The sequence below is a fragment of the Aliterella sp. E5.1 genome, assembly GCF_057473825.1.
On record NZ_JBYCCV010000046.1, the window covers coordinates 1 to 23,788 of the forward strand.

The 23,788-nt window shown below is 40.8% G+C and carries 25 protein-coding genes; 11 read left to right on the plus strand and 14 right to left on the minus strand.

Annotated elements, in window-relative coordinates; translation table 11 throughout:
• Positions 1-392 precede the first annotated feature (392 nt).
• A complete protein-coding gene (locus tag AC2VE5_RS15035) occupies positions 393-560 on the plus strand; it encodes a helicase HerA domain-containing protein (protein WP_486888550.1) in 168 nt (55 codons plus the stop codon).
• Positions 561-712: 152 nt separating this feature from the next.
• Here AC2VE5_RS15035 and AC2VE5_RS15040 read toward each other — a convergent pair whose 3' ends face one another.
• The 6 genes from AC2VE5_RS15040 to AC2VE5_RS15065 all read right to left on the minus strand — a co-directional run bounded on the left by AC2VE5_RS15040 (position 713) and on the right by AC2VE5_RS15065 (position 9,372).
• A complete protein-coding gene (locus AC2VE5_RS15040; protein ID WP_486888551.1) occupies positions 713-4,372 on the minus strand; it encodes a DUF2157 domain-containing protein in 3,660 nt (1,219 codons plus the stop codon).
• Between the two features lie 149 nt (positions 4,373-4,521).
• Positions 4,522-4,698, minus strand: coding sequence for a hypothetical protein (locus tag AC2VE5_RS15045; RefSeq protein WP_486888552.1), 177 nt, complete (start codon positions 4,696-4,698; stop codon positions 4,522-4,524).
• A gap of 14 nt (positions 4,699-4,712) precedes the next feature.
• Positions 4,713-4,979: a hypothetical protein gene (locus AC2VE5_RS15050; RefSeq protein WP_486888553.1), complete on the minus strand. Its 267-nt coding sequence runs from the start codon at positions 4,977-4,979 to the stop codon at positions 4,713-4,715.
• 13 nt (positions 4,980-4,992) lie between these two features.
• Positions 4,993-5,172 carry a hypothetical protein gene (locus tag AC2VE5_RS15055; protein ID WP_486888554.1) on the minus strand — a complete coding sequence of 60 codons (180 nt, stop codon included), beginning with the start codon at positions 5,170-5,172 and terminating at the stop codon, positions 4,993-4,995.
• Between the two features lie 354 nt (positions 5,173-5,526).
• Positions 5,527-6,648, minus strand: coding sequence for a Fic family protein (locus tag AC2VE5_RS15060; protein ID WP_486888555.1), 1,122 nt, complete (start codon positions 6,646-6,648; stop codon positions 5,527-5,529).
• Positions 6,649-7,005: 357 nt separating this feature from the next.
• Entirely contained in the window at positions 7,006-9,372 is a 2,367-nt protein-coding gene (locus AC2VE5_RS15065) for a glycoside hydrolase family 31 protein (RefSeq protein WP_486888556.1), read from the minus strand.
• Between the two features lie 151 nt (positions 9,373-9,523).
• Here AC2VE5_RS15065 and AC2VE5_RS15070 point away from each other — a divergent pair, with 151 nt between their 5' ends.
• Together AC2VE5_RS15070 and ypfJ are read left to right on the plus strand one after the other, a co-directional pair.
• A complete protein-coding gene (locus tag AC2VE5_RS15070; protein ID WP_486888557.1) occupies positions 9,524-10,306 on the plus strand; it encodes a hypothetical protein in 783 nt (260 codons plus the stop codon).
• A gap of 163 nt (positions 10,307-10,469) precedes the next feature.
• Positions 10,470-11,315, plus strand: coding sequence for a KPN_02809 family neutral zinc metallopeptidase (gene ypfJ, locus AC2VE5_RS15075; protein ID WP_486888558.1), 846 nt, complete (start codon positions 10,470-10,472; stop codon positions 11,313-11,315).
• Here ypfJ and AC2VE5_RS15080 read toward each other — a convergent pair whose 3' ends face one another.
• Together AC2VE5_RS15080 and AC2VE5_RS15085 are read right to left on the minus strand one after the other, a co-directional pair.
• Positions 11,316-12,155, minus strand: a complete 840-nt coding sequence (locus AC2VE5_RS15080; RefSeq protein ID WP_486888583.1) for a M28 family peptidase — start codon at positions 12,153-12,155, stop codon at positions 11,316-11,318. It abuts the gene before it with no gap.
• 4 nt (positions 12,156-12,159) lie between these two features.
• The gene (locus AC2VE5_RS15085; protein ID WP_486888559.1) at positions 12,160-13,038 is read right to left on the minus strand and encodes a PhzF family phenazine biosynthesis protein; all 879 of its coding nucleotides are present in this window, start codon (positions 13,036-13,038) and stop codon (positions 12,160-12,162) included.
• Between the two features lie 443 nt (positions 13,039-13,481).
• Between AC2VE5_RS15085 and AC2VE5_RS15090 the strand changes: the two genes are divergently transcribed.
• The 5 genes from AC2VE5_RS15090 to AC2VE5_RS15110 all read left to right on the plus strand — a co-directional run bounded on the left by AC2VE5_RS15090 (position 13,482) and on the right by AC2VE5_RS15110 (position 16,118).
• Positions 13,482-14,243 carry a hypothetical protein gene (locus AC2VE5_RS15090; RefSeq protein ID WP_486888560.1) on the plus strand — a complete coding sequence of 254 codons (762 nt, stop codon included), beginning with the start codon at positions 13,482-13,484 and terminating at the stop codon, positions 14,241-14,243.
• 304 nt (positions 14,244-14,547) lie between these two features.
• A complete protein-coding gene (locus AC2VE5_RS15095) occupies positions 14,548-14,787 on the plus strand; it encodes a hypothetical protein (RefSeq protein ID WP_486888561.1) in 240 nt (79 codons plus the stop codon).
• A 238-nt stretch (positions 14,788-15,025) separates the two neighbouring features.
• Complete coding sequence (locus AC2VE5_RS15100; protein ID WP_486888562.1) at positions 15,026-15,721, plus strand: PAP/fibrillin family protein; 696 nt, start codon at positions 15,026-15,028, stop codon at positions 15,719-15,721.
• A gap of 21 nt (positions 15,722-15,742) precedes the next feature.
• A complete protein-coding gene (locus AC2VE5_RS15105; protein ID WP_486888563.1) occupies positions 15,743-15,865 on the plus strand; it encodes a hypothetical protein in 123 nt (40 codons plus the stop codon).
• Positions 15,866-15,938: 73 nt separating this feature from the next.
• Positions 15,939-16,118 (plus strand): nuclear transport factor 2 family protein, encoded by a 180-nt coding sequence (locus tag AC2VE5_RS15110; RefSeq protein WP_486888564.1) that lies wholly within the window; start codon positions 15,939-15,941, stop codon positions 16,116-16,118.
• Between the two features lie 15 nt (positions 16,119-16,133).
• Here the strand turns inward: AC2VE5_RS15110 and AC2VE5_RS15115 are convergent, their stop codons facing one another.
• The 4 genes from AC2VE5_RS15115 to AC2VE5_RS15130 are packed head-to-tail and all read right to left on the minus strand — an operon-like array spanning position 16,134 to position 20,324.
• Positions 16,134-17,222: an ABC transporter ATP-binding protein gene (locus AC2VE5_RS15115; protein WP_486888565.1), complete on the minus strand. Its 1,089-nt coding sequence runs from the start codon at positions 17,220-17,222 to the stop codon at positions 16,134-16,136.
• Positions 17,223-17,253: 31 nt separating this feature from the next.
• Complete coding sequence (locus tag AC2VE5_RS15120) at positions 17,254-18,117, minus strand: carbohydrate ABC transporter permease (protein WP_486888566.1); 864 nt, start codon at positions 18,115-18,117, stop codon at positions 17,254-17,256.
• A 2-nt stretch (positions 18,118-18,119) separates the two neighbouring features.
• Positions 18,120-19,028: a carbohydrate ABC transporter permease gene (locus tag AC2VE5_RS15125; protein ID WP_486888567.1), complete on the minus strand. Its 909-nt coding sequence runs from the start codon at positions 19,026-19,028 to the stop codon at positions 18,120-18,122.
• Between the two features lie 3 nt (positions 19,029-19,031).
• On the minus strand, positions 19,032-20,324 hold the full coding sequence (locus AC2VE5_RS15130; RefSeq protein WP_486888568.1) for an ABC transporter substrate-binding protein: 1,293 nt from the start codon (positions 20,322-20,324) through the stop codon (positions 19,032-19,034).
• A gap of 293 nt (positions 20,325-20,617) precedes the next feature.
• Here AC2VE5_RS15130 and AC2VE5_RS15135 point away from each other — a divergent pair, with 293 nt between their 5' ends.
• Both AC2VE5_RS15135 and AC2VE5_RS15140 read left to right on the plus strand, forming a co-directional pair.
• Complete coding sequence (locus tag AC2VE5_RS15135; RefSeq protein WP_486888584.1) at positions 20,618-21,175, plus strand: sugar O-acetyltransferase; 558 nt, start codon at positions 20,618-20,620, stop codon at positions 21,173-21,175.
• Between the two features lie 36 nt (positions 21,176-21,211).
• Complete coding sequence (locus AC2VE5_RS15140) at positions 21,212-21,769, plus strand: Uma2 family endonuclease (RefSeq protein WP_486888569.1); 558 nt, start codon at positions 21,212-21,214, stop codon at positions 21,767-21,769.
• Between the two features lie 3 nt (positions 21,770-21,772).
• Here the strand turns inward: AC2VE5_RS15140 and AC2VE5_RS15145 are convergent, their stop codons facing one another.
• Both AC2VE5_RS15145 and AC2VE5_RS15150 read right to left on the minus strand, forming a co-directional pair.
• A complete protein-coding gene (locus AC2VE5_RS15145; protein WP_486888570.1) occupies positions 21,773-21,937 on the minus strand; it encodes a hypothetical protein in 165 nt (54 codons plus the stop codon).
• A gap of 102 nt (positions 21,938-22,039) precedes the next feature.
• Complete coding sequence (locus AC2VE5_RS15150; protein ID WP_486888571.1) at positions 22,040-22,750, minus strand: phosphotransferase enzyme family protein; 711 nt, start codon at positions 22,748-22,750, stop codon at positions 22,040-22,042.
• Between the two features lie 74 nt (positions 22,751-22,824).
• Here AC2VE5_RS15150 and rbsK point away from each other — a divergent pair, with 74 nt between their 5' ends.
• Entirely contained in the window at positions 22,825-23,760 is a 936-nt protein-coding gene (rbsK, locus tag AC2VE5_RS15155) for a ribokinase (RefSeq protein WP_486888572.1), read from the plus strand.
• The last annotated feature ends 28 nt before the right edge of the window (positions 23,761-23,788 follow it).

A 23,788-nucleotide genomic window follows, 5' to 3' on the forward strand; every position in this document is an offset into this window, starting at 1 on the left:
GGCAGCAAGGGATGAAGTTTCTGCCATTGAGCATCATTTAGGTCACCACGATGTAGCGGCATAGAAAGTTACTCCCGTTAGTTTTCAGATATTAGAATCTTCATATTCTCACTTTCTTCCCACTATATCTAATGTCCCTTTTGAGTTTGCAGATACGCCCTAGTGACATCCTCTCACAGATAATCTAGAAATAGCGCCCCAACCACCTAAAACGAAGCCAGCTAACTATCACATTATTATATTGAAAGTTTCTATATAATCTTTTACTCCATAACGAGGCACAAGCATTGCAGTCATTTATGTAGGATTGAAGACTTCGCGCGATTCATGTAACTTTAGCCTAGAGCGATCGCTTTCTACGGTGACTTGATTGCCATAAAAGGAGAGTTGTAATGAAAAAAGTAGCAGTGTTTGGCAATACTGGAGGCGGTAAATCAACTCTCAGCAAAATATTAATCGAGCAGGCTCAAAGCACTAAAAGTATTTATCACATTCAATCAACTGAACAGATTTCGCAGTTTCTTGAATTAATTGAAAATGAAACTGACTTTGAAGATTGAAAGTACTCATCTAAACTTTTGTGCTATCCAAGCATCACAAGCACTTGCGATCGCAATAATCTAAAATTTTCTTCATAATATCTAAATTTCTTGTATGAAGCGATCGACTGGAAAATTCCCGTTTTTGGCTCTTTTGCTGCAATAATACAATTTCATTCCCAAGTTTCTAGTTCTCGAATCCAAGTTTGCATCAATGCGTTTGCTTGACTGCGACGGGCTTCAAAGGTTGCTGCAATCCAAATAAATATTAATCCAACTACAATCCCAATTGCCCATAACAGCAAAGAGTAGTTATCGATAAATAACCAAAGTTGCCGCAGGACTTTAATTATAAAAGTTAGCGTCCCGACATATAAGTAGGAGCGAGTGCGAAATACTATTCCTGCTAAGATTAAGCCAACGCCAAGGAAGATAGTTAAAATTCCTTGCCACAAACTATTATCTGATTGATATAAAGCTGTAAAACAAAATAACCCTACAGCTAAGATGCGTAGAATATGACGCTTTTCTTTTTCAGTAGGCGATCGCAATAGCGGATCGATTTGGGCAACGTAAAGCAACGAACCACTTAATACCGATACATACCACAAAGCCTCGGTAAGCTGCCAATTCTGGATCAGCCGAATAACTGCCCAATCAGCTAAAACAATACTCAAATAACTAAGGCGAATTTTATTTTCTACCCTTGCTAACCAAGCGTAAAAAGCAGCAACGAGAAATAAACTCGCAATTGAAATGTTGCTAAATGTAAGTAAGACAATTATTCCTGGTAAAACAGTAGCAGAACGCTGCCAAGGTTGTTTTGACCAACCCCAAGTTTGCCAGGGTAACGAGTATAAAATATAGGCGAATATGCAGGCGATCGCGGCTGCCCAACTAAAGAGCGCAAATAAAGGTAAAATTCGATCAAAAAAGTGGGCGATCGCAATTGTTAATTGTACTACTCCCAAATACACCCACAGATCGCGGTTGCGTCCTTGCCAAGCGGCGTAAGCTGCTAGCGTTATTGTTACTCCCAGCCAAAGATTGCTACCAATGTTGCTTAAAGTAAATCCTAGTGCTAGTAGGGATAAAAGGCTCCCAACTCCCCAGTGAAGATGAGTAATTACGAGTAATTCTTGGGGTGCAAGTCTCCAATAAAATAGCAACCAACGAGAACAAAAACGATAGATAATTGCGATCGCCGAGGCTAGGGCGGATAGTAATACTATGCCATCCCCTACTTGTCCTCCTTTAGATTGCATCAATTGATAAATCAAGAGTTCGTAAGCAGCACCGGAAATACCAAGTATGGATATATATGTAATTGCTTTAAGACGGGGTAAACGTCGCCCTACACCAATTCCAACTAATGCTGCGGCTAAAGTGTAAAGTCCGGCGTAGGCGGTAAATGTATTGTGGGCAAAGATTAATCCTAGGACTGCATATATAAGCGGGATAATGTGCCAACTAGAAAGGTAGGAAAAGGCAAAACAACGTACCCACAAATCGCCACTTAGTTGCGTTGCTAGTCCTAATCCTAAGTTTGCGATCGCAATATTTATCAATGATGGAGATATCCACCATACAGTACCAACTACCAATAATTCTATTCCCCAAGCAATACCGAAGAAACTTAAATTTGTTGGCTGTCTCCAGTTGCGATAAGTAATTGCTCCTGTGGTGATAGCTGCTGCTAAAACTAGATAAAAATCTTGTATGGAGTAAACTTCTAGCCTACCTAAAGTCAAAAAAGTTAGATTAATTATACTCAGGGCGATCGCCCAACTATCTAATGCTAGGGCGTAAATTCCCGTAGTGGCAAATTGTCGTAAAATCCATAACCCCCACAAAGCAACACCAATCCATGTTGGCAACCAATGAAGGGAAATTGTGTCCCAAAGCTGCCACTGGCAAGTCCATACAAAACCTAAGCCAAAACCAACAGTTATGGCAGCTACAACTTGCGATTGCAATTGCTGCGTATTTACTAACATTAAACTTGTTGCAACTGCCGTACTAATTAATAAAGGCGTTATCTCAGCTTCCATTAAAAATTGAGCTAAAAGTAGAGTAATAACACTCAGCCAACTTGCTAGACGTGGTTGGATAAAATTAGTACGACTACCTAGAAATGCGAGACAAGCAGGGGTGATTAACCAAATTAATCCCCAATAGGGATTTGATTCTATCAGTAAGGGATAACTCAATCCTGCTAATCCCAAACCGATATGCCACGCACTGCGCTGCCAAATGAGAGGAGACGCTAAACTGCAACCCCACTCGGCTACCATCTCAATTACTAAAATAATTGCCCATAATCGAGCATCTAAATCGGGGAAACTCCAATCTATCCATGCACACAAAGCTAAGATGCCTGTTATGTGCGTGAGATAAATTAACCATGCGGCGGCAGTTGCGCGCTGACGGAGGATAATTGTCAGGGTAAGTATAGAGGCAAGTAGGTAAAGAAATCGCGTCAAGGGATGGAATAGGCTAACTAAAGCAAGAACAATGCCTAAAATTAATACCATGCCTTCGGTATAGTTAGCTAAATTTGGCTTAGAGGCACGACGCAAGCGAGAGGCAGCTACTAGGGTGATAATGATATAAGGAAAAAGCTGTAGTCCAATAAGTTCGCCTGGAAATAAATTTCCCCCTGCAACTTGCGTTGCAAAGCCAATAATTTGCTGTCTCCCTACCCTAGGAATAATTCGCCACAACAGATAGTAAGCCTGCAATCCCACAAAAAATATAGCGAGTAAATCCCGTACTTGCCACAGTCGTTGCAGACGACTGGTTAATAAATAGATACCTAAAATACTAACGGCGATCGCTTGCCAAGGTGGTTCGACACTAACAGCGACTATCCAACCCAGTCCTAATAACCCGATACCTGTACGAGTAAATAGAGGTTGCACCTGATGGCGAGTTAACCAACAAAGTATCCAACCGCCTATTCCTAACGCTAGTCCAACTGAATTTATGGGTACGCCTGCCCGTAATACGCCTCTACCTAAAAGTAATAAGGTGGAAATAGCAATAACAACACCACTAATCCCTAAATCTGTTAAGCTTTCCCGGCGTTTTTCTACCCGATGCCATAAAACCCCTGCGGTGCTTACCGTACCCATATAAATGGCAATGAGGGGAAATCCAGGTATAGCCCAACCCAGTTGCAACCAACTCAGCGCCAGAGTATTGCATTTAATTGGTACTACCAATCGCAGTAACGTCCACGCGATCGCGGCTAAACTTAAAAATGCGATCGCTCCTATAACTAACCCCAATCCACCCTGCCACAGTTTGAGTCCATCGATTGCCCAATAATTAATTGGAATCAAAGATAGGGTAGTAACTTGTAAAATACGACTTGTTAAACTTAAATTTGGTTGTTGTCGCGTCCACAAGCTGACGATCCAAAATGCCAAAGTATAACTAAATAAAATTGCATATTGCCCGACGGAGGAGAAATTTTGCCACTGACTTGCTGCTAGAGATCCAGAGGATACTATCACCATGAACACGCCTAGAAACAGCAGCCACACAACGCTAATTTCTTCCATAAGAGAAGATAAAATGCGGCTGAATATAGGTGCAGGACGAGTTCTAGCCGGAACTATTGTTTCTTCTGGTGGTGTGGCGATAAAATCTGCTTGAGGCGTTACTTCAAGTATGGGTAAAGCACAAACTAGCTGAGCGCGGCAAATTCGGATAACTTGAGTTTCAGAAAGCAATCCCAGACGCAACCACAAATCTAAGCCCTCTAGCAATTGGGGATGGGTAGCAGGTATTGTTAGTTCTATCTCAAGCCGATTTGGTTGTGAGGTCATAAGTAGCTATGTCAGCACATACCTCATAATGGAGATTGGAGTAAATTTGACTCTTGATAAATGTGCTACTTTTTAAATTGGCGATCGCGCGATCATGTTACGCATATCTTTGATAGTGCGATCGCGCGATAGTAATATTTATAGTTTCACTAAATTTTTAGTGCGTTTCTAAAATTATTGAAACGCGGATGAATATTAGGACTACCCAAAATTAAACTTGAATCGCATACGTTACTAGCGATCGCATAAGGCAACTTTAGCAAACGCGCGATCGCACTTGTTCTCTTTGTAACTGTGGGATAAAAGACTTCGCTTTCTTCAGTCAAAACCAGCTACGCACTTATGACCGTACTTGGTCAACATAACCACTTTCAGTTTCCCGAATTTGATCCCAATCAATCCGCGCAACCCATACCTTTTCTGACTCAGAGTATTGAACTGATCCGTCAACTTCTAATTCTTCGCTGTAGAGCGTCAATAACTGACCTACTTGCAATTCAATTTGTTGACGTGCTACCGTCTCCTCAATTGTACCAATACAGTTTAGTCGCAACTGTCCTGCGGTGTCAGCATTATGAAAATCTGCAAATATTCTCGGATAGCTCATGAAGTTGCTCCAATCATGACAATTGCTGGGATGGATTAGTGATAGTTGGAGTCAGTAAGCTGCTAATCTCCTCTGGACTCAAGCCCGTTAGAGTAGCATGGTTTGGACTTCTGCCAGAGGTGCGAATTAGATTTCCGCCTATTTTGCGAACTTTACCAACGGTTGTAACACCAATCTGCCGATGGGGAATCATTGCCGCTAACTCTGCTACCGATAATCCTACTCCACTTCCTTTGGTGTTGCTCGTTTTTCTTAACTCAATCTTTGAAATTAAAGCAATCGCATATTAGCGCAAATTTAGCACGCGCGATCGCATTCCTGTGTATGTGTGGAATAAATGCGATTGCTTAATTTACGTAAATTTAATAGGCGCGATCACACTTCTTCTCAACTCGATTTCTGTGTCTTTGGAACTAAAGCGACCGCTATCTATTCAGACATTATGTACATTAAAGTTCCCACTCACCAAACACAGCTAAACCCTGGCACTCACTTCTTACCCATAATGATAAGTTCTGGAGCAGCAGGCTTTTTAGATGCATTCGTATTAAACCCTAACAAGTGTCATTAGTGGTTCAAACGAATATAGTGCTGGTCTTCTTCCAGAGGCTTCTTCCACTGTATTAATCAGATTTTTCTCTAAAAGTATTCTGGTAAATCTCGCAGCACTAGCGCTCGGAATTCCACTATTTACTGCAAATTTATTATTCCTAAACAGTGGATTTGTAAATATGAAATCAAGGGCATTAACACTCCATTTTGAAGATAATACATCCGCAAACACAATTTTCATTTCTTCGTACAAATTTCTTATGTTCTCTGCGATTGCAAGATTTCTGATCGCCTGCTGCTCAATTGCTTTAAGAAAAAAACTACACCATCCTTCCCAATCGTTATTTGCAGAAACATTTCTCATAACATCTATGTATTCATCTTTGTTATCTTCTAAATATCCACTGATATAAAAATGAGGCTCTGATATTACCCCAGAAGACCACATCATTAATGTAATTAGCATTCGACCTATACGACCATTACCATCTTTGAAGGGATGCAATGCTTCAAATTCAATATGTGTTATAGCCGTTTTAACTAATGTCGGATGTGTACTAGATTCGATATATTGAAATAATTTATCTAATCCATCTTGTAATTTTTCAGGACTAATTGGAATAAACAATATGTTCTTTTTTAAGGTATCAGCAAGATAGTTTTGTTCATTTTTTAATTCGCCTGGGGATTTTGATGCCCCTCGCCCAAAGGACAATAATTTTTGGTGGATACTCTTTATTAAAAATTGTGATAGTGGATAGCCTTCTTCCATGGCTTTCTGGGCTGCCTTTAAAGCTCTTTGATAAAGGATAGTTTCAATGACCTCCGATCTAACGTTCGGGGTAGCTTGTAATTCATCGTCATAATCTGCCTCATACTTTAGAATTTCATCCATCGTACTCACAGTTCCTTCCATTCTTGATGATATAACTGCATCTTGGTTTCTTAGAGGTGCTAATAGTATTTCACTGTTGTGCATATTTTTCAGCATTTGGTCATATCGAGCCACAGCATCAGTTGCTTTGACCAGTTGCACGACAAACTTCTCATAATCAAGACTATTTGGTGGAAATTTATTGTAGTGATAGTTTACTGCATTGTCTAACTTGAGATTCATCACTATACAACTCCAGCTTGGTTGCTTAGATATTAATATATACGCTCATCTTAACGTCAAAGTTGCTACGCATTAATATTTGTCTTAGTTTGAGAGACAAATCAATTAGACCTGAACAGATTCACCTCAAAACACTTTGCCTATCATTTTTGTCTTAGTTTGAGAGACAAACCAATTAGACCTGAACAGATTCACCTCAAAACACTTTGCTTATCATTCTTGTCTTAGTTTGAGAGACAAACCAATTAGACCTGAACAGATTCACCTCAAAACACTTTGCTTATCATTCTTGCAGAAAGTCAAAAAATTATTGACTCTATATGTCTACATAATTTGCACTAGTGCAAGTGCGATCGCCTAATTAACTCTATAAAAGCCCAAACTGCGAGATATGCCATCATCATTAAAGCTTTGTTTGCCAATACCTATCAATTCAACAATTATTTCTCGTCTTGTTGGTTGCCAATTACCAGTGCGATCGCTAATTTCAACTACATACTGCTGTTCTTCTTCGTACACGCGAATAGTTGTAGTTGCAACTTCGCCATTTTTATAAGCAAAAGTATGTCCATCATCTTCATACAGTGTAAATTCGCCTGTACCTGGATAAATTCGTAAGGTTAAGGAATCGGGAGGTTTTTCATCTACATATTGCATTACTGGTTGCAGGGGAATAATTGCCCCAGCACGGACGTACAAAGGCATTTTTTCTAAAGGTGCGTGTGCCAGAATATGACTTTCCCCTTTGTAAACTTCCCCCGTCCACCAATCGAACCAAGTACCTTGAGGCAAATAAACCGCCCGATGTTCGACTCCTGGGCGATAAATTGGCGCTGCCATAATTGAAGCACCTAACATTACTTGATCGTATAGTTCGTAAGTTTTGCGATCGCTCGGAAAATGGTACAAAAGTGGGCGTAAAATCGGCGCTCCCGTTGTTGAAGCTTGCCAAAATAGCGTGTAGAAATAAGGTAATAATTGGTAACGCAGATTGATGTATTCGCGGCAAATGTTTTCGGTGCGATCGCCAAATACCCAAGGTTCGTGTTGGGCTGTAGTCATAGCCGAGTGTCCGCGCATAAAGGGGTAAAGCATTCCGACTTGCATCCACCGCGCAAATAATTCCGCCGTTGCATTTCCTGCAAAGCCGCCGACATCGCAGCCGACAAAAGCAACACCCGATAAGCCCATATTGCACAACATTGGCAAGGACATCTCTAAGTGTTCCCATAACGATTGATTGTCGCCCATCCATACTGATGACCAACGTTGCACTCCAGCATAGCCCGATCGTGTCAATACAAAACTTCTCTCATCAGGGCGGAGTTTTTCTAAGCCTTCATAACTTGCTTTAGCCATATTTAACCCGTACAAGTTATGAACTTCGGCGTGAGTTGCACTATCTTCTTCTGTACCTTGGGGTGCATCTAAGGGAAAGTAAATTTTTTCTCCTGGTTCGGAAAATGGGCGATCGTTTATGGTCGGTTCGTTCATATCATTCCAAATTCCCGCTACGCCGATGTTAGTTAGGCTTTGGTGCAAGTCACCCCACCACTGACGCACATCGGGGCGCATAAAATCGGGAAAAACTGACTTTTCGGGCCATACATAACCGTGAAATAATTGCCCGTCAGCTTTGCGGACAAAGTAATCTTTAGCTACACCGCTATCAAATACGTGATAATCGGCTTCGGGTTCGTATTTTACCCCTGGATCGATAATTGTTACGATTTTGAAGCCATCATTTGACAAATCTCCCACTAGCTGGGCGGGATTTGGGAAGCGTTTGGGACTCCAGGTAAATACGCGATAGCCGTTCATATAGTCAATATCGAGATGAATTACATCGCAAGGAATGCGGCGAAAGCGAAATTCCTTAGCAAGTTGACGTACCACGTCCTCTGATTCGTAACTCCAACGACATTGATGGTAGCCTAGCGCCCATTTTGGCGGCATTGGCATTCTGCCTGTAAGTTGAGTGTAGGTGTCTAAAATCTGGGCAGGTTCAGCCCCATAAATAATGTAATAGTCTAGTTCTTGTCCCCGCGTTTCCATTCGCAAAACTCCCGGTTGTTCTGCGCCCAGGTCGAACTGACTCCAAAAAGTAGTGTTGAAAAATATACCGTAGGCAACTTGAGGACGCAATGCCATAAAAAACGGAATTGCTTGATACATCTCATCACTAAGCGATCCGTAATCGAGAGCGTCTACAGTCCAATTGGTTTTGCACTCGGAAAGCTTGTCTAATAAGCCTGTACGTTCGCCAAAACCATAAAAATGTTCTTCCGCTTCGATTTTTTTCCATGCTGCTACGCCACCCTTACGCCAGCCCATAGGGGCAATATCTTGAGCAAAAGGGCGATCGCACTTGTCATAACAACTAATTTGGCAAGGATTTTTGTTAATTTTGACTTTAATTAGTTCAGTAGTAATTTCGATAACTTCGTCATTTTCAACTAAATCGACTGGTGCAATCGCAAATTCGCTATCATCTATTGCTACAGCCCAAGAACAACGGGGCATAAATTCGCCTTTTGGTGCTAGGCGGACGCGAATTAAATTTGCCGCAAGAATAGTAATAATTAAGCTAGCGCGATCGCATTGAATTTGAATTGAAGTGCGTTGGCTGCGCCCGCCTTTGGCATCGCGTTTGATAGTTTTTACAGCGCCAAGAGTTGACCAAGGTTGCTCAATTGTCCCTAGCTGTCCAAAATACTGCGGCATATTTGCGCCTCTCGTTTAAAGCCCTAAGCAAGACTATTTTTTCAAACCTGCACCTGATTAAAATCCTTCCAGCGCTAGAAGTTGCTTGAAATTATCTTGACTAACGTAATATCAAGTAATTTTTCCCTTTGCCTAGGCAATTAGGCACGAGATGGATAAACTTTTATTTGCAGTTCCCGAACCCTCGATGCCTAGCCCATCAGTAACGCTTTTGTCCGGTTTTCTGGCAATTGGACTTGCTATTGTCCATATTTATGCTGGTAAGTTACACTTTTTTAATTCCACTCATCAAAGTATTTGGCTCTCAATTGGGAGTGGTGTATCTGTTGCCTATGTTTTTGTCCATATTCTCCCCGATTTGAGCGAAGCCCAAGAAACAATTAGGCAGTCATTAAATGAAAACTTTACCTTTTTGGAATATCACGTATACCTACTAGCGCTTTTTGGTCTAGCTGTATTTTATGGACTCGAACGGGCGGCTAAAGTATCGCGCCGACGCAACCAAAAAGCAGGCAATGGAGATGTTACAGATTCGGAAGTTTTTTGGCTGCATATTATCTCTTTTGCAGCATATAACGCCTTAATCGGTTATTTGCTACTTCATAGAGAACAACCAGGTATTACGAGTTTATTGTTCTTTGCTTTCGCTATGGCATTGCATTTTGTAGTGAACGATAACAGCTTGCGCGAACACTATAAACATAACTATGATCGCTTGGGGCGTTGGCTATTAGCTGCCGCCATTATTTTTGGCTGGATAGTTGGGCGTAGTACAGAAATATCACAGAGCGTAACTGCTTTACTTTTTTCTTTTTTGGCTGGAGGAATCGTCCTTAATGTGCTTAAAGAAGAATTGCCAGAGGAGCGCGAGAGCCGTTTTTGGGCTTTTGCTGTTGGTGCAGGTGGCTATGCAATATTACTACTAGCTTTTTGATTGTTGCTGCGATCGCACGGCAAAATAATTCTTATCTTAGTTAAGATCCGTCGCTGTGTGTATCTCTAAAATTGGCTGACAAAGCATAAGTAATACCTAAGTAAGTTGTAAGTATTAGCAGTAGTAAATCACACTTGCAATTAAAGTCACTGGGTAAGTTGTCATGCGTTGGGAATTTGGGCGTAGAAGTAGCAATGTTGAAGATCGTCGCGGTACAGGGGTTTCGGGTCCAGTGGTAGGCGGCGGAATTGGTTTTCTTGTGTTGTCGCTGATTGCCATGTTTTTAGGTGTAGATCCGGCAATTTTAGAGCAAGTTGCACCTAGTAACGATAATCCAACTTCTGTATCTAGGGATTCCCCCGAAAGCGATCGGCTTGCGGACTTTGTTTCGGTTGTTTTGGCTGATACTGAAGATACTTGGAAACCGCTATTTAAAGAGATGGGCAGAGACTACGTAGAGCCTACTTTAGTGCTTTTTTCCGACAGAGTAGAATCAGCCTGCGGTTATGCTCAAGCGGCGGTAGGTCCTTTTTATTGTCCAGCAGATCAAAAGTTATATATAGATTTAAGTTTTTATCGAGATTTGCAAGAGCGTCTTCAAGCACCAGGAGATTTTGCTCAAGCTTATGTAATTGCTCACGAAGTTGGGCATCACGTCCAAAATTTGATGGGCATATCTGATAAAGTCCACTCTTTGCAAAGTCGAGTTAGTGAAGTAGAAGCAAATCAACTTTCTGTCAGGCTAGAGTTGCAGGCTGATTGTTTTGCAGGTGTTTGGGCAAATAAAGCCCAGAATTCACGGCAGATTTTAGAACCGGGTGATATAGAAGAAGCGCTAAATGCTGCTAGTAGTATTGGCGACGATCGCTTGCAAAGTCAATCTAAAGGCTATGTAGTACCAGAATCCTTTACTCATGGTAGTTCGGCTCAACGAGTTCGCTGGTTTAAGCAGGGAATTCAAACCGGAGATCCGGCGCAATGCAATACTTTTAATACAGCCAGACTCTAACTATAACAAGGGTATTGCTTGAGCTAAACTATTGCAAACCCCAGTAAAAAAGTCTAAGTCTAGAGTTTCAATGCGATCGCTTTCTTTGTGATAGTGAGGATTTCTCAGCATAGCGGTATCTGTCACCATTATTGCTTTATAACCTCGATCCCAAAATGGCGAGTGATCGCTCCAGCGTGTCTGAGGTACAATTAACCCGCGATTGGGTGCAAGTAGCCATTGACACGCTTTACCATGTTTACGCATATTCCCACTTAGGCTAAGTAAGTCGGGAATAGTTGGTAAATTGCCAATTAAAGCAATAAAATCTCCCGCATTTGGGTAAATACGCCCTAAAGGCGACGGATAACGTTGCGAACCAGGCGTAGAATCGCAATAACCCAGCATTTCTAGAGAAAGCATTAATCGTAACGGTTGCTGTTGGCTTTGCAATTTAGTAGCGTAGTCAATACTACCCAATAAGCCGTATTCTTCCATATCAAAAGCAACTAACTGGAGTGGGTGTTTGATTGGTTGCGTTGCAAAGATTCTCGCTAATTCAAGCAAAGCTGCAACCCCAGTAGCGTTGTCATCTGCGCCGGGAGTTCCCGGTACGCCGTCATAATGTGCGCCGATTAAAATCGGTGGCTTTTTGCTGCTAGTAGCGGCGGGTAAATGCAAAATTAGGTTTTGGTGGGTTCTTCCATTTACCTGAAACTCGTGAATTTCTACGCTTCCCCACTGTTGCAATTGTTGAAGGATGTATTGCTGGACAAAAAAATGCCCGGCCGTCGAGAAGTAAGGATCGCGATCGCGTACTAGTTGAATGAGATGATTGTATAAACGTTCTTTAAGATCCACGTTTTTAGACAAATTCGCCTCTAGCTACCATAATTACTTTACCGCCAACAAAAACATCAATGTCTGCGTCTGTTTTTTTAGCTTTTAACAATAAGAGCGAATCTCTACCAATTTCGTAACCTTGCTCGACCCGAATATCAATAGAATCTGCGCCAAAATAAGCATAATTCGCTAAATATCCAGCCAAACAACCATTAGCGCTTCCTGTCGCCGGATCTTCGGGAACACCTAAGTAATCGCAAAATACGCGCACGTTTAAGTTATTTTCCTGGTGGTAAGTTTCTGGGCAGAATATCAAAATTGACTTAGCTTCGGTGTTACTAATTAGTTCAAAATACGATTCTAGATTTACCTTAGCTTTTTTAACGGCGGCTAAGGTTTTTAGAGGCACGATTATAAATGGTAAGCCAGTAGAAACGGATTGAATCGGAAAGTTACTATCTATATCGTCTGTAGGTAAATTTAATATAGGTGCAATCGCATCTATATTAAATGTTTGTCCAAAAGTCGGCGGTTTTTGTTGCATCCATAGCAATTGGACAGAATTATCTGCGTAGTGCAGAGTTACAGGTATTTGCCCAACTTTTAAATTTAAAGTAACTTTTTCAACAGGTTGCTTAATAATTTCTTGCTGAATAATGTATGCAGTCCCTAATGTAGGATGACCAGCAAAAGGAATTTCTTGCGCTGGGGTAAATATCCGCACGTCATAACCACCCTCGCGGCTTTGATTATCGGTAATAAAAGTTGTCTCAGAGTAGTTTATTTCCTTAGCTATACGCTGCATTGTGCGATCGCTTGTTGTGCCAACATCCACAAATACGGCTAATTGATTGCCGTTATATTTTTCTTGGGCAAACACATCGACAATATAATATTTCACTGGAGATATTTTTTAGAGTTTGTTTTTGATTTTAGGCTAATAAACGCGATCACTCTCACACTTCAAGCTTCGCAACAGAGTTTTTCCGCATAATATCTCAATACAAAGTGGATATACGGAAAAATTTTATTTAATTTCCAAATGTTTTTGGTATAAGGAAAATTTCTGCCTATCATGCCTAAAAATAAATAGGATGATTATATATTGTGCTTTATTAAAAGATAGTACAGAAAATTTTAGTACAATGATAATGATATAGTTAGCCTGCTTTGATTACTCAGCAGTAACCGCACCTGAAAATCAATTATGGGTACTTAATATTAAGTTCCTGTAAGTCAGAGCTATAAAACAATTATATCGATAACTTCAGTTATCTGTGCTGCACAGACTAGGTGTGAGTATTTAGTATAAACAGCAATTTAGCTTTTAATATTTAATAGCTTATGCGATTCAATGAACTGGAAAAAGAACGTCAACGAAACCGATATTATACTCAAGAAAGATTCCCTGAACGCATATCAGCAATACAAGAATGCATAAATACACAGCACGAATATGTTAAATTATTTTATGGTTTTGTGGGAAAACGTAATCTTAGCCAGCATAGCGATGCCGAAAAACCAATTGTATCAGCAGTAGTCAAAAATGAAATTGCACTTTACTCAGCACTTATCCTAACAATTGATGGTTTGCCTGGTTCTGGTTTGGTACTGCTACGCTCGGTCTATGAAGCATTGATGATTGCAAAATTTGCGTCTTTACGACAAAGCGACAATTTTATATCGAAATGGATAGCTGGAGAAACAATTTATTTTTCCAACGCAGTCTTAAAAAAGATAGTTGCACCAGAACTGGCTGAACTAAAAGTTCTATGGGAGGCTCTCTGTCAAGTATCTCACGCAACTATTTATTCATATCAGGTAACAACAAAGTTTGAGGAAATTGAGAACGAAATATCTGCTCATCTTGCCATCTTGTCTATGTTGCTAGGCTGCAATTTTCACTTAATTAATAAACACTATGTCACAAATTCAATGGTGTACTTTGCAAAAAATTACCATAGCAAGGAATATGAGTTTCAGCGTCGTCGGGATGCAGCAAAGGTTGCTACTCGAACTGTAACTAAATTCCTTTCTAGACAAGGGCGGCAGGTTATCAAAGAGTATTCTAGAGCGTGGCAATTAGCTCCTATAGCTAGTTCATAGTATCTAGTCTAGATAGTAGGCTAACAACCTTGATGCATGCAGCGAGCGGATTTAATTAAGTTGCTTGTGGTAGTGCAAAGTCTATAAGCAACCACCAACTAGGTAAGTTAGAATGACAGCACTATATCGGTACTGACTCACCAATAATATAGAAACATTACTAACCATGAGCTTCCCTCCTGTGTAGCGATTTGCGTATATTAGCGGGGACGATCGCTCCTATTCTGCTGCTCAAGGGGAAAGTTATAATTTTGCTAGGCACAAAGGTTAATTGTTTGTGGATATCGGTGTAATAGGGGTGAAAATGGTTACAACTGTCAATAAACCGTCCTCACTGATTCATGAGATTCAGCTTGAAAAAATTGATGACTGGAATTTATTTAAGTTCAGCGAACCTCTACAACTGCGAATGGAGAGTCTTCTGGAAAAGAAGAAAGCCGATTGGATAACTCCAGAAGAAATTGCTGAACTAGATGCGATTGGTGAGTTAGATCGCATTTTTACTCATATCAACGCCATGCTTGCTGCTCAAAATGCCAATTAGTGTTGTTCCTATGCTGTGAGTTGATTGTGTAACCTGTAGTCATTAAGATTTTAGTAAAATGGCAGGCTTAGCGATCGCAAAAAAGATTTGAAACCATCAATAAAAGTGTTTCTACAGACGTTTTGCCCAACAAATTAGACTGGACGAGCGCTACTACTCAAGATTTGTCTTCCGTAATCTAGGCATATTCCCTGCCAGCGAACAAACTCAATTTAACAAAAGATGAATAGTAAGGTCTATGGTAAACCTGGATGACTTCACGCAGAAAAGTACAGAGGATTTGAAACAAGCTGTGTTGCGTCTAGTTACTGGACGCGATGGTGATTCTCTGGCACAAAAAAATCAGTTTTACAAGACAGAACTTGTAGCGCTGTTTACAGAACTTCAGCAGCGCAATCCAGTTCCAGTTGCCAGCGATCAGGCTTCTCTGGTTCAGGGAGTTTGGCTATCCCTCTGGTCTACGATTCCCTTTCAAGACATTTTTCCGGGGCGTATCCGCGACCAGTCTTACCAAATCTTTCACCCAGATGGATACTACGCCAACATGGCACGGTACGCTCCTGGTTCTCGCGTTCCTCTATTGAAAAATCTATCCTCGTGGCTGGTGGCTTATGACTTTATGCTGATTCAACGGTACGAAGTCAGGAATCAGCAATGGTTGATTCAAAATGTGGGCGTTGAGCAAGCGTTGCGAATCCGAGCTAAGTCTTTTACTGTTGATATGGCAGATGCCTGGTTTACAAAAGCCGTTGCTTCTCCTAAGTTGACTAGATTGAAGCACTTGGATCGAACTACAACTAAAAAGGTGGAGAAAATCCTCCAAGCCACGCCCCAATTAGAGCATCTTTACTGCGATCGGGACTTCCGGATTGTGAAAACTCAACGAGAGTCCAAGCAACGAGCGTCTTATACGATCGCCATCCGCAAATTTTAGGCTGTGTAATTGATTGCGCTTTTGCGTAGGATAGTTTTGTTAACTTGCGATCGCGAAGATTTTAGTAAAGTAGCAGCTACGCGATCGCAGATTGGATTTGAATTAATTAAAGATGTCGGGTGCGATCGCGGCACAGCATCCTGATCAAACAATTGAAGACTATCATGAGTAAGTCACTACAGAAAGCAACTGAAGCCATATTCGCATACACGTTTGCATGGATACTGGTGATTGGGATACTGCCGTTAGCGGATTTGCTGAGACAATCGATTTCGATTACAGCGAGGTAGGGATGATGCAGGCTCAAATAACGAAGCAAGAACTAAAAGCTTTTCTACAAAAACTTCTTGAGAAACCCGATTTGCGAGTTCATACAGCAATCTCTCAAGTCTTATAAAACCCCAGTAAGCTATTAATTATGTCTAAATAAAGCATCACCTGTTTGCACGTCAAACCAATGAATGCTTTGAGATGGTAGTGCTAAGGTAATATTTCTGTCACTCCAACTTTGGTCGGTAGGTAATAAAACTCGGACTGTAATATCTGATCCTAGCGAACTATTTACCTTGACGCTAACTAAATTGTGCATACCCAAATGTTCCGCCAAGAACACTTTACCTCCAATTATTTGCGTGTCCCCAGGTTGGGGAATGCGGACGCTTTCGGGACGAATACCTAAAACAATTTGTGGTGGTACTGTAACCATATTTTCTGGTAAATTAATTTTGCTGTCGCCCAACATGGCATAACGTTCTTGACAGGGCAAAGTGAGTAAATTCATTTGCGGACTGCCGACAAATCCCGCTACAAATTGATTGGCTGGATGGCTATATATGCGTTCTGGGGGATCTAGCTGCTGCACGTAGCCGTTATTTAAGACTGCAACTTTGGTTGAAAGAGTCATCGCCTCTGTTTGGTCGTGAGTAACGTAAACTACTGGCACTTTTTGAGCGGCAAATAGTTGTTTGATATCAGCGCGGACTCGTTCGCGCAGCAGGGCATCTAAGTTACTTAAGGGTTCATCTAACAAAAATACATCTGGGCGGCGCACCAAAGCCCTACCAACGGCTACTCGTTGGCGTTGTCCGCCCGATAGTTGTCCGGGTTTGCGGTTCATTAAACTAGCGTCTAGTCCTAAAACTTCCGCCGCTTGGGCAACGCGCTGTCTAATTTCGGCGGCGGGAGTCTTTTTTAGTTTGAGTCCAGAACAAAGGTTCTCGTAGACGGTGAGGTGAGGATATAAGGCGTAACTTTGAAACACCATCGCAATATTGCGATCGCCTGGTCTAGTATTAGTAACGTCTACATTGCCAATTTTAATTTTCCCTCTTGTCGGTTCTTCTAATCCAGCAATCAGTCGCAGTGTGGTAGATTTGCCACAACCTGATGGTCCTAGTAAAGTCAAAAATTCGTCATCGTCCACACTCAAGCTAATATCTTTGACGGGAACAACTTTAGGACTATAGGTTTTATTGATGTTTTTTAGTTCGAGTTTAGCCATAGGTTTTTATCCACTCATTTTGTAATTGGTGTTATCCCTTCACAGCACCCGCCGTTAAACCTTGAACAATTTTGCGTTGGAAAAACAAAACTAGCAATACTAGGGGCAAAGTACCAATAACTGTAGCCGCCGCAATCGGACCGTAAGGAATCTCAAATACTGAAGCGCCACCCAACTGCGCCGCCGCTACGGGAATCGTCTTTAATTCGTCGCGAGTCATAAACGTTAAAGCAAAAATAAACTCGTTCCAAGCAAAAATAAACGTCAAAATCCCTGTAGTTACGAGGGCGGGGATAGTCATCGGTAACAATATTTGCGTTAGCATTTGCCAGGTGTTGTAACCATCAACTTTTGCCGCATCTTCTAAATCTTTTGGTAATTGTTCAAAAAAGCTGCGTAATACCAAAATAGTTAGTGGTAAGTTGATTGCCGTGTAAGGAATAATTAGCGATAAGTAGTTATTGCCTAAGTGCAGGACTTGGACTACTTCTAACAAGCCTAAAAACAATAGAATGCCGGGAAATAGAGTGACAATCAACACCCCGGCTAAAATTACTTTTCCGCCCCAAGGACGCAACCGGGCTAAAGCGTAAGCTGCTGGTGCGCCAATGGCTAGAGAAACCACTGTCGAAGTAATGGACACAAAAGCGCTGTTGAGAATGTACGTCCAAAACCTGCGCCGCGTAAACAATTCAATGTAGTGATTGAGGGTGTAGCGGCTAGGGAAATATTTAGTCGGAATTGCGGCAATATCTTCGTTAACTTTAAAGGAAGTCAATACTTGCCACAGAATCGGGGCTAGGCAAAATATAGTAACTAAGATAACTGAAATCGCTAAAACGATGCTTTGCCAGGAAAAACTAATAGTTTCTGCTTTTTTAGAAATTGCTGACATATTTAAGCCATCCCTTTAGTAGTTCGAGATTTACTTAGCAAGAAACTTGCGATCGCTACCGCCACCACTAATAATAAAAAAGTTACTACTACCAATGCCGCCCCATAGCCAAAGTCTAAGTAACGCATCACCGTAGAGTATATATACAGCGATACTACTTCCGTCGCGCCCCCAGGGCCACCATTAGTCATCACCGCAATTAAGTCAAACACCCCAAAAGCTTGGGCAAATCGAAACAGTGAAGCAATCAAGATTTGGGGCATTAATAAGGGTAAGGTAATTTGGCGAAAACTCTGCCACGGAGTCGCCCCATCAATAGCGTGGGCTTCGTAAAGGTCGGGGGAAATTGATTGCAATCCAGCTAGTAGCAAAATACTAATAAATGGGGTTGTCTTCCATACATCCGCGAAAATTACGGCAATTCTTGCCAAATTTGGCTCTCCCAGCCAGTTAATGCCCGTTTCAATTAGCCCTAAGCGCAGCAAAATATCGTTCACTACGCCAAACTGGTCGTTAAAAATCCACGCCCAAGCCAGCCCAATTAAAGCTGTAGGCAAAGCCCAAGGTAATATAGCACTGGTGCGGACTAAGCTGCGCCCCACAAAGCGTTGGTTTAATACTAATGCAATGCCCATTCCTAGCAATAATTCCAGCACAACGGAAGTAGTAGTAAAAATGCTAGTAGTCAAAAAACTTTGCCAAAAACGCCCATCTCCCGCCATGCGGACGTAGTTATCTAAGCCAGAAAATTCTGCTTGCAGCTTTGTACCTAAGTTTTGCGTAAACAAACTCAGCCAAAAAGCCCGCGCAATCGGGTAGGCAAATACAAGCATTAGCAGCAGCAGCGCGGGTAATAGGAGTATCCAAGCTGTACGCCCGTCTCGGCTGCGGATTGTGTCGGATGTTTTCATAAATTATTTGCCTAATAACAGCCGTGTTTCCTTTGCTGCGGCATTCATAGCCTGTTCGGGAGTAAGGCTATTTGTTAAGGCAGCGCTGAGGTAACGTTGCAAAATATCTGAGGCTTGGGCATACTGAGCGATCGCCGGACGTAATACAGAACTACCAACTATTTTTAGTAATTGTGGGTAATGGTTGTATTTAGCAACTATTTCGGCATCGCTGAATAGTTCCCGTCGGCTGGGTACATACCCAGCTTTTAATATAAAATTGCGTTGGGCTTCGTTGCTAGTAAAGTAGCGAATTGCCGTCATTGCTTCTTTTTGGTGCGGGGAAGATTTGGCAATCCCAAGTCCCCAACCACCTAAACAAGTTCCGGCATTTTTTCCGGGGGCGCTAACCATTGGTTTAATACCGATTTTGCCTTTAATCGGCGAACCCTCCTCGTTTGCTAAGGGCCACACGTAAGGCCAACTGCGTAAAAATACCGCTTTACCGCTTTGAAATATCCGTCTTGTTTCTTCTTCCTGGTAGGTAGTTACTCCCGGTGGGGATACACCAGTTTTGACTGTATTGCGGAGAAATTCTATAGCTTGGAGTGTTTCTGGTCGGTCTAATCCTACGTCTAAAGTAGTGGGATTTACCCAAAAACCGCCGTATCCTTCCAAAACTTCAACAAACATTGCAACTAAGCCCTCGTATTGCCGACCTTGCCAAAGATAGCCCCAAGTGCCTTTATTTTTTTGCTGTACGGCTTGAGAGATTTTTAGTAATTCGTCAAAGGTTTCTGGCGGTTCGTACCCGGCGGCATTTAGTAAGTCTTGGCGGTAGTACAGCACTCCCGCATCGGAACGAATCGGTACGCGGTAGAGTTTCCCTTCGTAGCGACTTCCCTCAATATCGTTGGGCGAAAATACTGCTAATTCTTCTTGAGAAAACTCATTAGTTAAATCTTTTAGCCATCCCGCCGCCGCAAATTTGGGTGTCCAAATTACGTCCATATTGACTAAATCGTAAGGAGAATCGCCCAAAATAAAAGCTGAGGTATATAGGTCTTCTAGTAAATTGGTAGCGTTTGGTCCTTCAATGACGTTGATGCGAATACCTGGATACTTGGTTTCAAAGTCTTTAACGATACCTTGTTGCCAAGGTTGGGCATCCGGCGCAGTCATTAATAAATTTAGGACAACGGGCTGCTGCGTAAAGGCTGGCACGATAAATAAAATTGTTATGCTTGCAAGGATTGCTAAAGCAATACTACTAAACCAAAAATACTTTTTTAGAAGCCGAACCAGTATTAGTTTCATGGAATGCGATCGCAAAAATAATCTTGCTACCTAATTTATGTCTTTAGAACTAAATATCTTACTATTTTTATAACCAATAGTAGTTGATACAATTATGTTTAAATAAATTCTTACGTTTGCTTTAACTTTTAAATATATAACAATCTTTTTCGCAAAAGCTTCCTCTTTAAGACGTACAAAACATCGTTATACCAATGCTATAATTTAGCCCTTATAAACAATAAAAGTTGATATTTTTTATTAAACTGTTACATTATCTTTGATTTTAGATGTACAGATGAAAACTGATAATGATTGAGAAAACAGAAAAACAAAAAATGCTGGCGGGTGAGTTATATTTAGCTGATGACTTTGAACTAGCTAACGACAGCAAACGCGCTTCTCTATTGTTAAAAACCTATAACTCCACAACTGTAGAAGAATTAGAAACGCGCTTACAAGTTTTAAAAGAACTATTTGGTAAAGTAGAAGCAAAAATTCAAATTGTTCCTCCCTTTCATTGCGACTACGGGAGCAATATTTATATAGGAAATGATTTTTATATGAACTATGGTTGTATCATTCTTGATTGCAATACAGTCCATATTGGCGATAATGTTAAATGCGCTCCTTACGTACAAATATACACGGCTTACCATCCCACAGATCCACTGATTCGCCAGACTAAAAAAGAACTAGCTTCCCCAATTAGTATTGGTAATAATGTCTGGATTGGTGGCGGTGCCATTATTTGTCCGGGTGTAAGTATTGGTGATAATACTACAATTGGTGCGGGTAGTGTAGTTAAGAATATACCTGCAAATGTAATAGCTGTAGGCAATCCTTGTAAGGTTATTCGCTCTGTTAGTTAAGTTAAAATTAAATAAGTTAGTTTATTACTGAAAACTATGCAAGCACCATTAACGTATATAAACTTAATCGAATACCTGGAAGCGGAAGATTCTAGCCAAATTCGTCACGAGTATCTAAATGGTCAAGTATTCGCGATGACAGGAGGTAGTCGCGAACACAGTTTAATTACTGGAAATATTCATAACAGATTAAAGAATCACTTACGCGGGTGTGGTTGTCAAGTTTTCGCCTCTGATATGAAAGTCAGGATAGAAACAGATAATGTATTTTACTATCCTGACGTAGTAGTTACTTGTAACTCCCAGGATACTGAAAAGTTTTTCTTGACTAAACCTTGCTTAATTGTTGAAGTATTATCACCAAGTACAGAAAATATAGATCGTAGAGAAAAATTACTGACATATAAAAAGATAGAAGATTTACAGGAATATGTATTAGTTAGCCAAGACGAAATCGCAGTAGAGCTTTATCGCAAAGATCGAGATAATAATTGGATTAAATATATTTTGGGTAAAAATAATGCAATTATTTTAAATTCGGTAAATTTGGAACTCACAATGACAGAAATTTATGAAGATGTCATGAATGTTTAGATATCAATCGCCTAGCATCTTAAATAACTCTAGCCTGTTATCTAACCAATTATCAGTAAACCAACTGTAAGGTAAAACATCGCCAACTACACTTGCACTAATTCCCATTACCCAAATATGAGCAATTTTAGTAAATATAGGAATTGCAGAAAGTTCAATATTGCTCAACTTACAAATAGTTTGATAACCATCTAAAAATGAGCGGATAATTTTATTATCTAATTTCCAAACAATTGCTGTATTTATAAACTTTCCAATATCAAAAGCCCTTCAGCCATACCCACATTGATCGAAGTCAAATAATGTTGGCTGGTTAATTTGATTAAAATGAGTGTTTCCGGCATGAACATCGCCTATACAAATACCATAAAAAGGCGCGTACTTTGGTAAGTTTAAGGCTAACAAATTCCTTTTAAGTTCTTCAATTTGTTTGTACAAGTAAGCAATATCAGTCTCTCTATGTTTATATAGTGGTGCGAACGCATTTAGTGAAACATCTAACAAATATTCGTTATTCAATTCAGGGCGGCTAAAACTACTCTTAAAGTTATTCGTAGCTTTATGAATAGTTGCAACGGTTTCTCCTAACTTCCGGCTTTGTTCGCTATCTAGTTTTTGATCTACAGCTTTACCAGAAGCATAAGAAAATAAAGCAGTATAACGCGTTCCTTCTGGCGTAGCAATTGCCGTTGTAAAACCACCTGTTATTTTTTCAATTGGGTAGGAAATTGCTAGATTATTCTTATGCAGAAAGTTCAGTAATTCTAGTTCAAAATCAATTTCTTCTTTAGTTCTCCAACTATGACGATAAACGCGCAAAATATATCGCTTTTGTGCTGTTTCTACTAAATAAGTATCATTTAATCCCCGTTTAAGTAGTTGACAGCTTTGAAAATTGCCAATTTTATAATGGCATAACACATTTTGCTTTAATGCTTGAATAGAGGGAAGTGAATGAATTACGGAAATAAACGAAAACATACAAATAACTTCCTTTGGTATAATTGCAGCTAATTAATGCGATCGCAATTTAATCTATACCAACAAAAATAATCATGAGCAGTAACCCCCGCGCGATCACCTTTGGCAGCATTAATATGGATTTAGTTGTCACAACGCCCAAGTTGCCTGTACCTGGTGAAACTTTATTAGGAAAGAACTTTTTTACTTTACCTGGTGGCAAAGGCGCAAATCAAGCAGTAGCAATGGCGCGGTTGGGAGTAGCTACTTCTATGGTAGGGCGTGTAGGTGACGATAATTTTGGCAACCAATTGCTGAAAACTCTCAAAGCTGCGGGAATAGATATAGAGAATGTATTAGTAGACGAAGTTAGTAGCGGGGTAGCATTAATTAGTGTTGATGATGCGGGTGAAAATCAAATTATTGTTGTACCTGGTGCTAATGGGCGTATAGATAGCACTGATGTAGAAAACTTAAACAGCCTATTACCCAATTGTCGCGTTTTGCTAATGCAATTTGAAATTCCTCTACCAAGTATTTTATTAGCCGCCCAAGCTGCTAAACGTTTTGGGGTAAAAGTAATTCTCGATCCCGCTCCAGTTTTAGCCGAAGTACCCGCCGAACTTTATCCGCTAGTTAATATTATTACGCCCAATGAAGTAGAAATTGGTCAGTTAGTCGGATTTGCTGTAAATGATGTAGATTCAGCAAGTGAAGCAACCAGTGTTTTATTGCAGCGTGGAGTCGGATGCGCGATCGCTAAACTAGGAGTAAAAGGGGTAATTTGTGCCACAAAAGAAGAAACATTTTTTGTCCCCGCTTTCCCGGTAGAAACTGTAGACACAGTAGCGGCGGGAGATGCCTTTAATGGCGGTTTGGCGGCGGCTTTAGTTGAAAACTTATCCTTGAGGCAAGCTGTTGTCTGGGGAGCGGCAGCCGGGGCGATCGCTGCCACAAAGTCAGGAGCGCAGTCTTCTATGCCTATAAAAGAGGTTTTAATTGATTTTTTGCAAGCAAGAGGAGCAATTTAAGGCGATTTCTAATCTTACTCATCCCGCG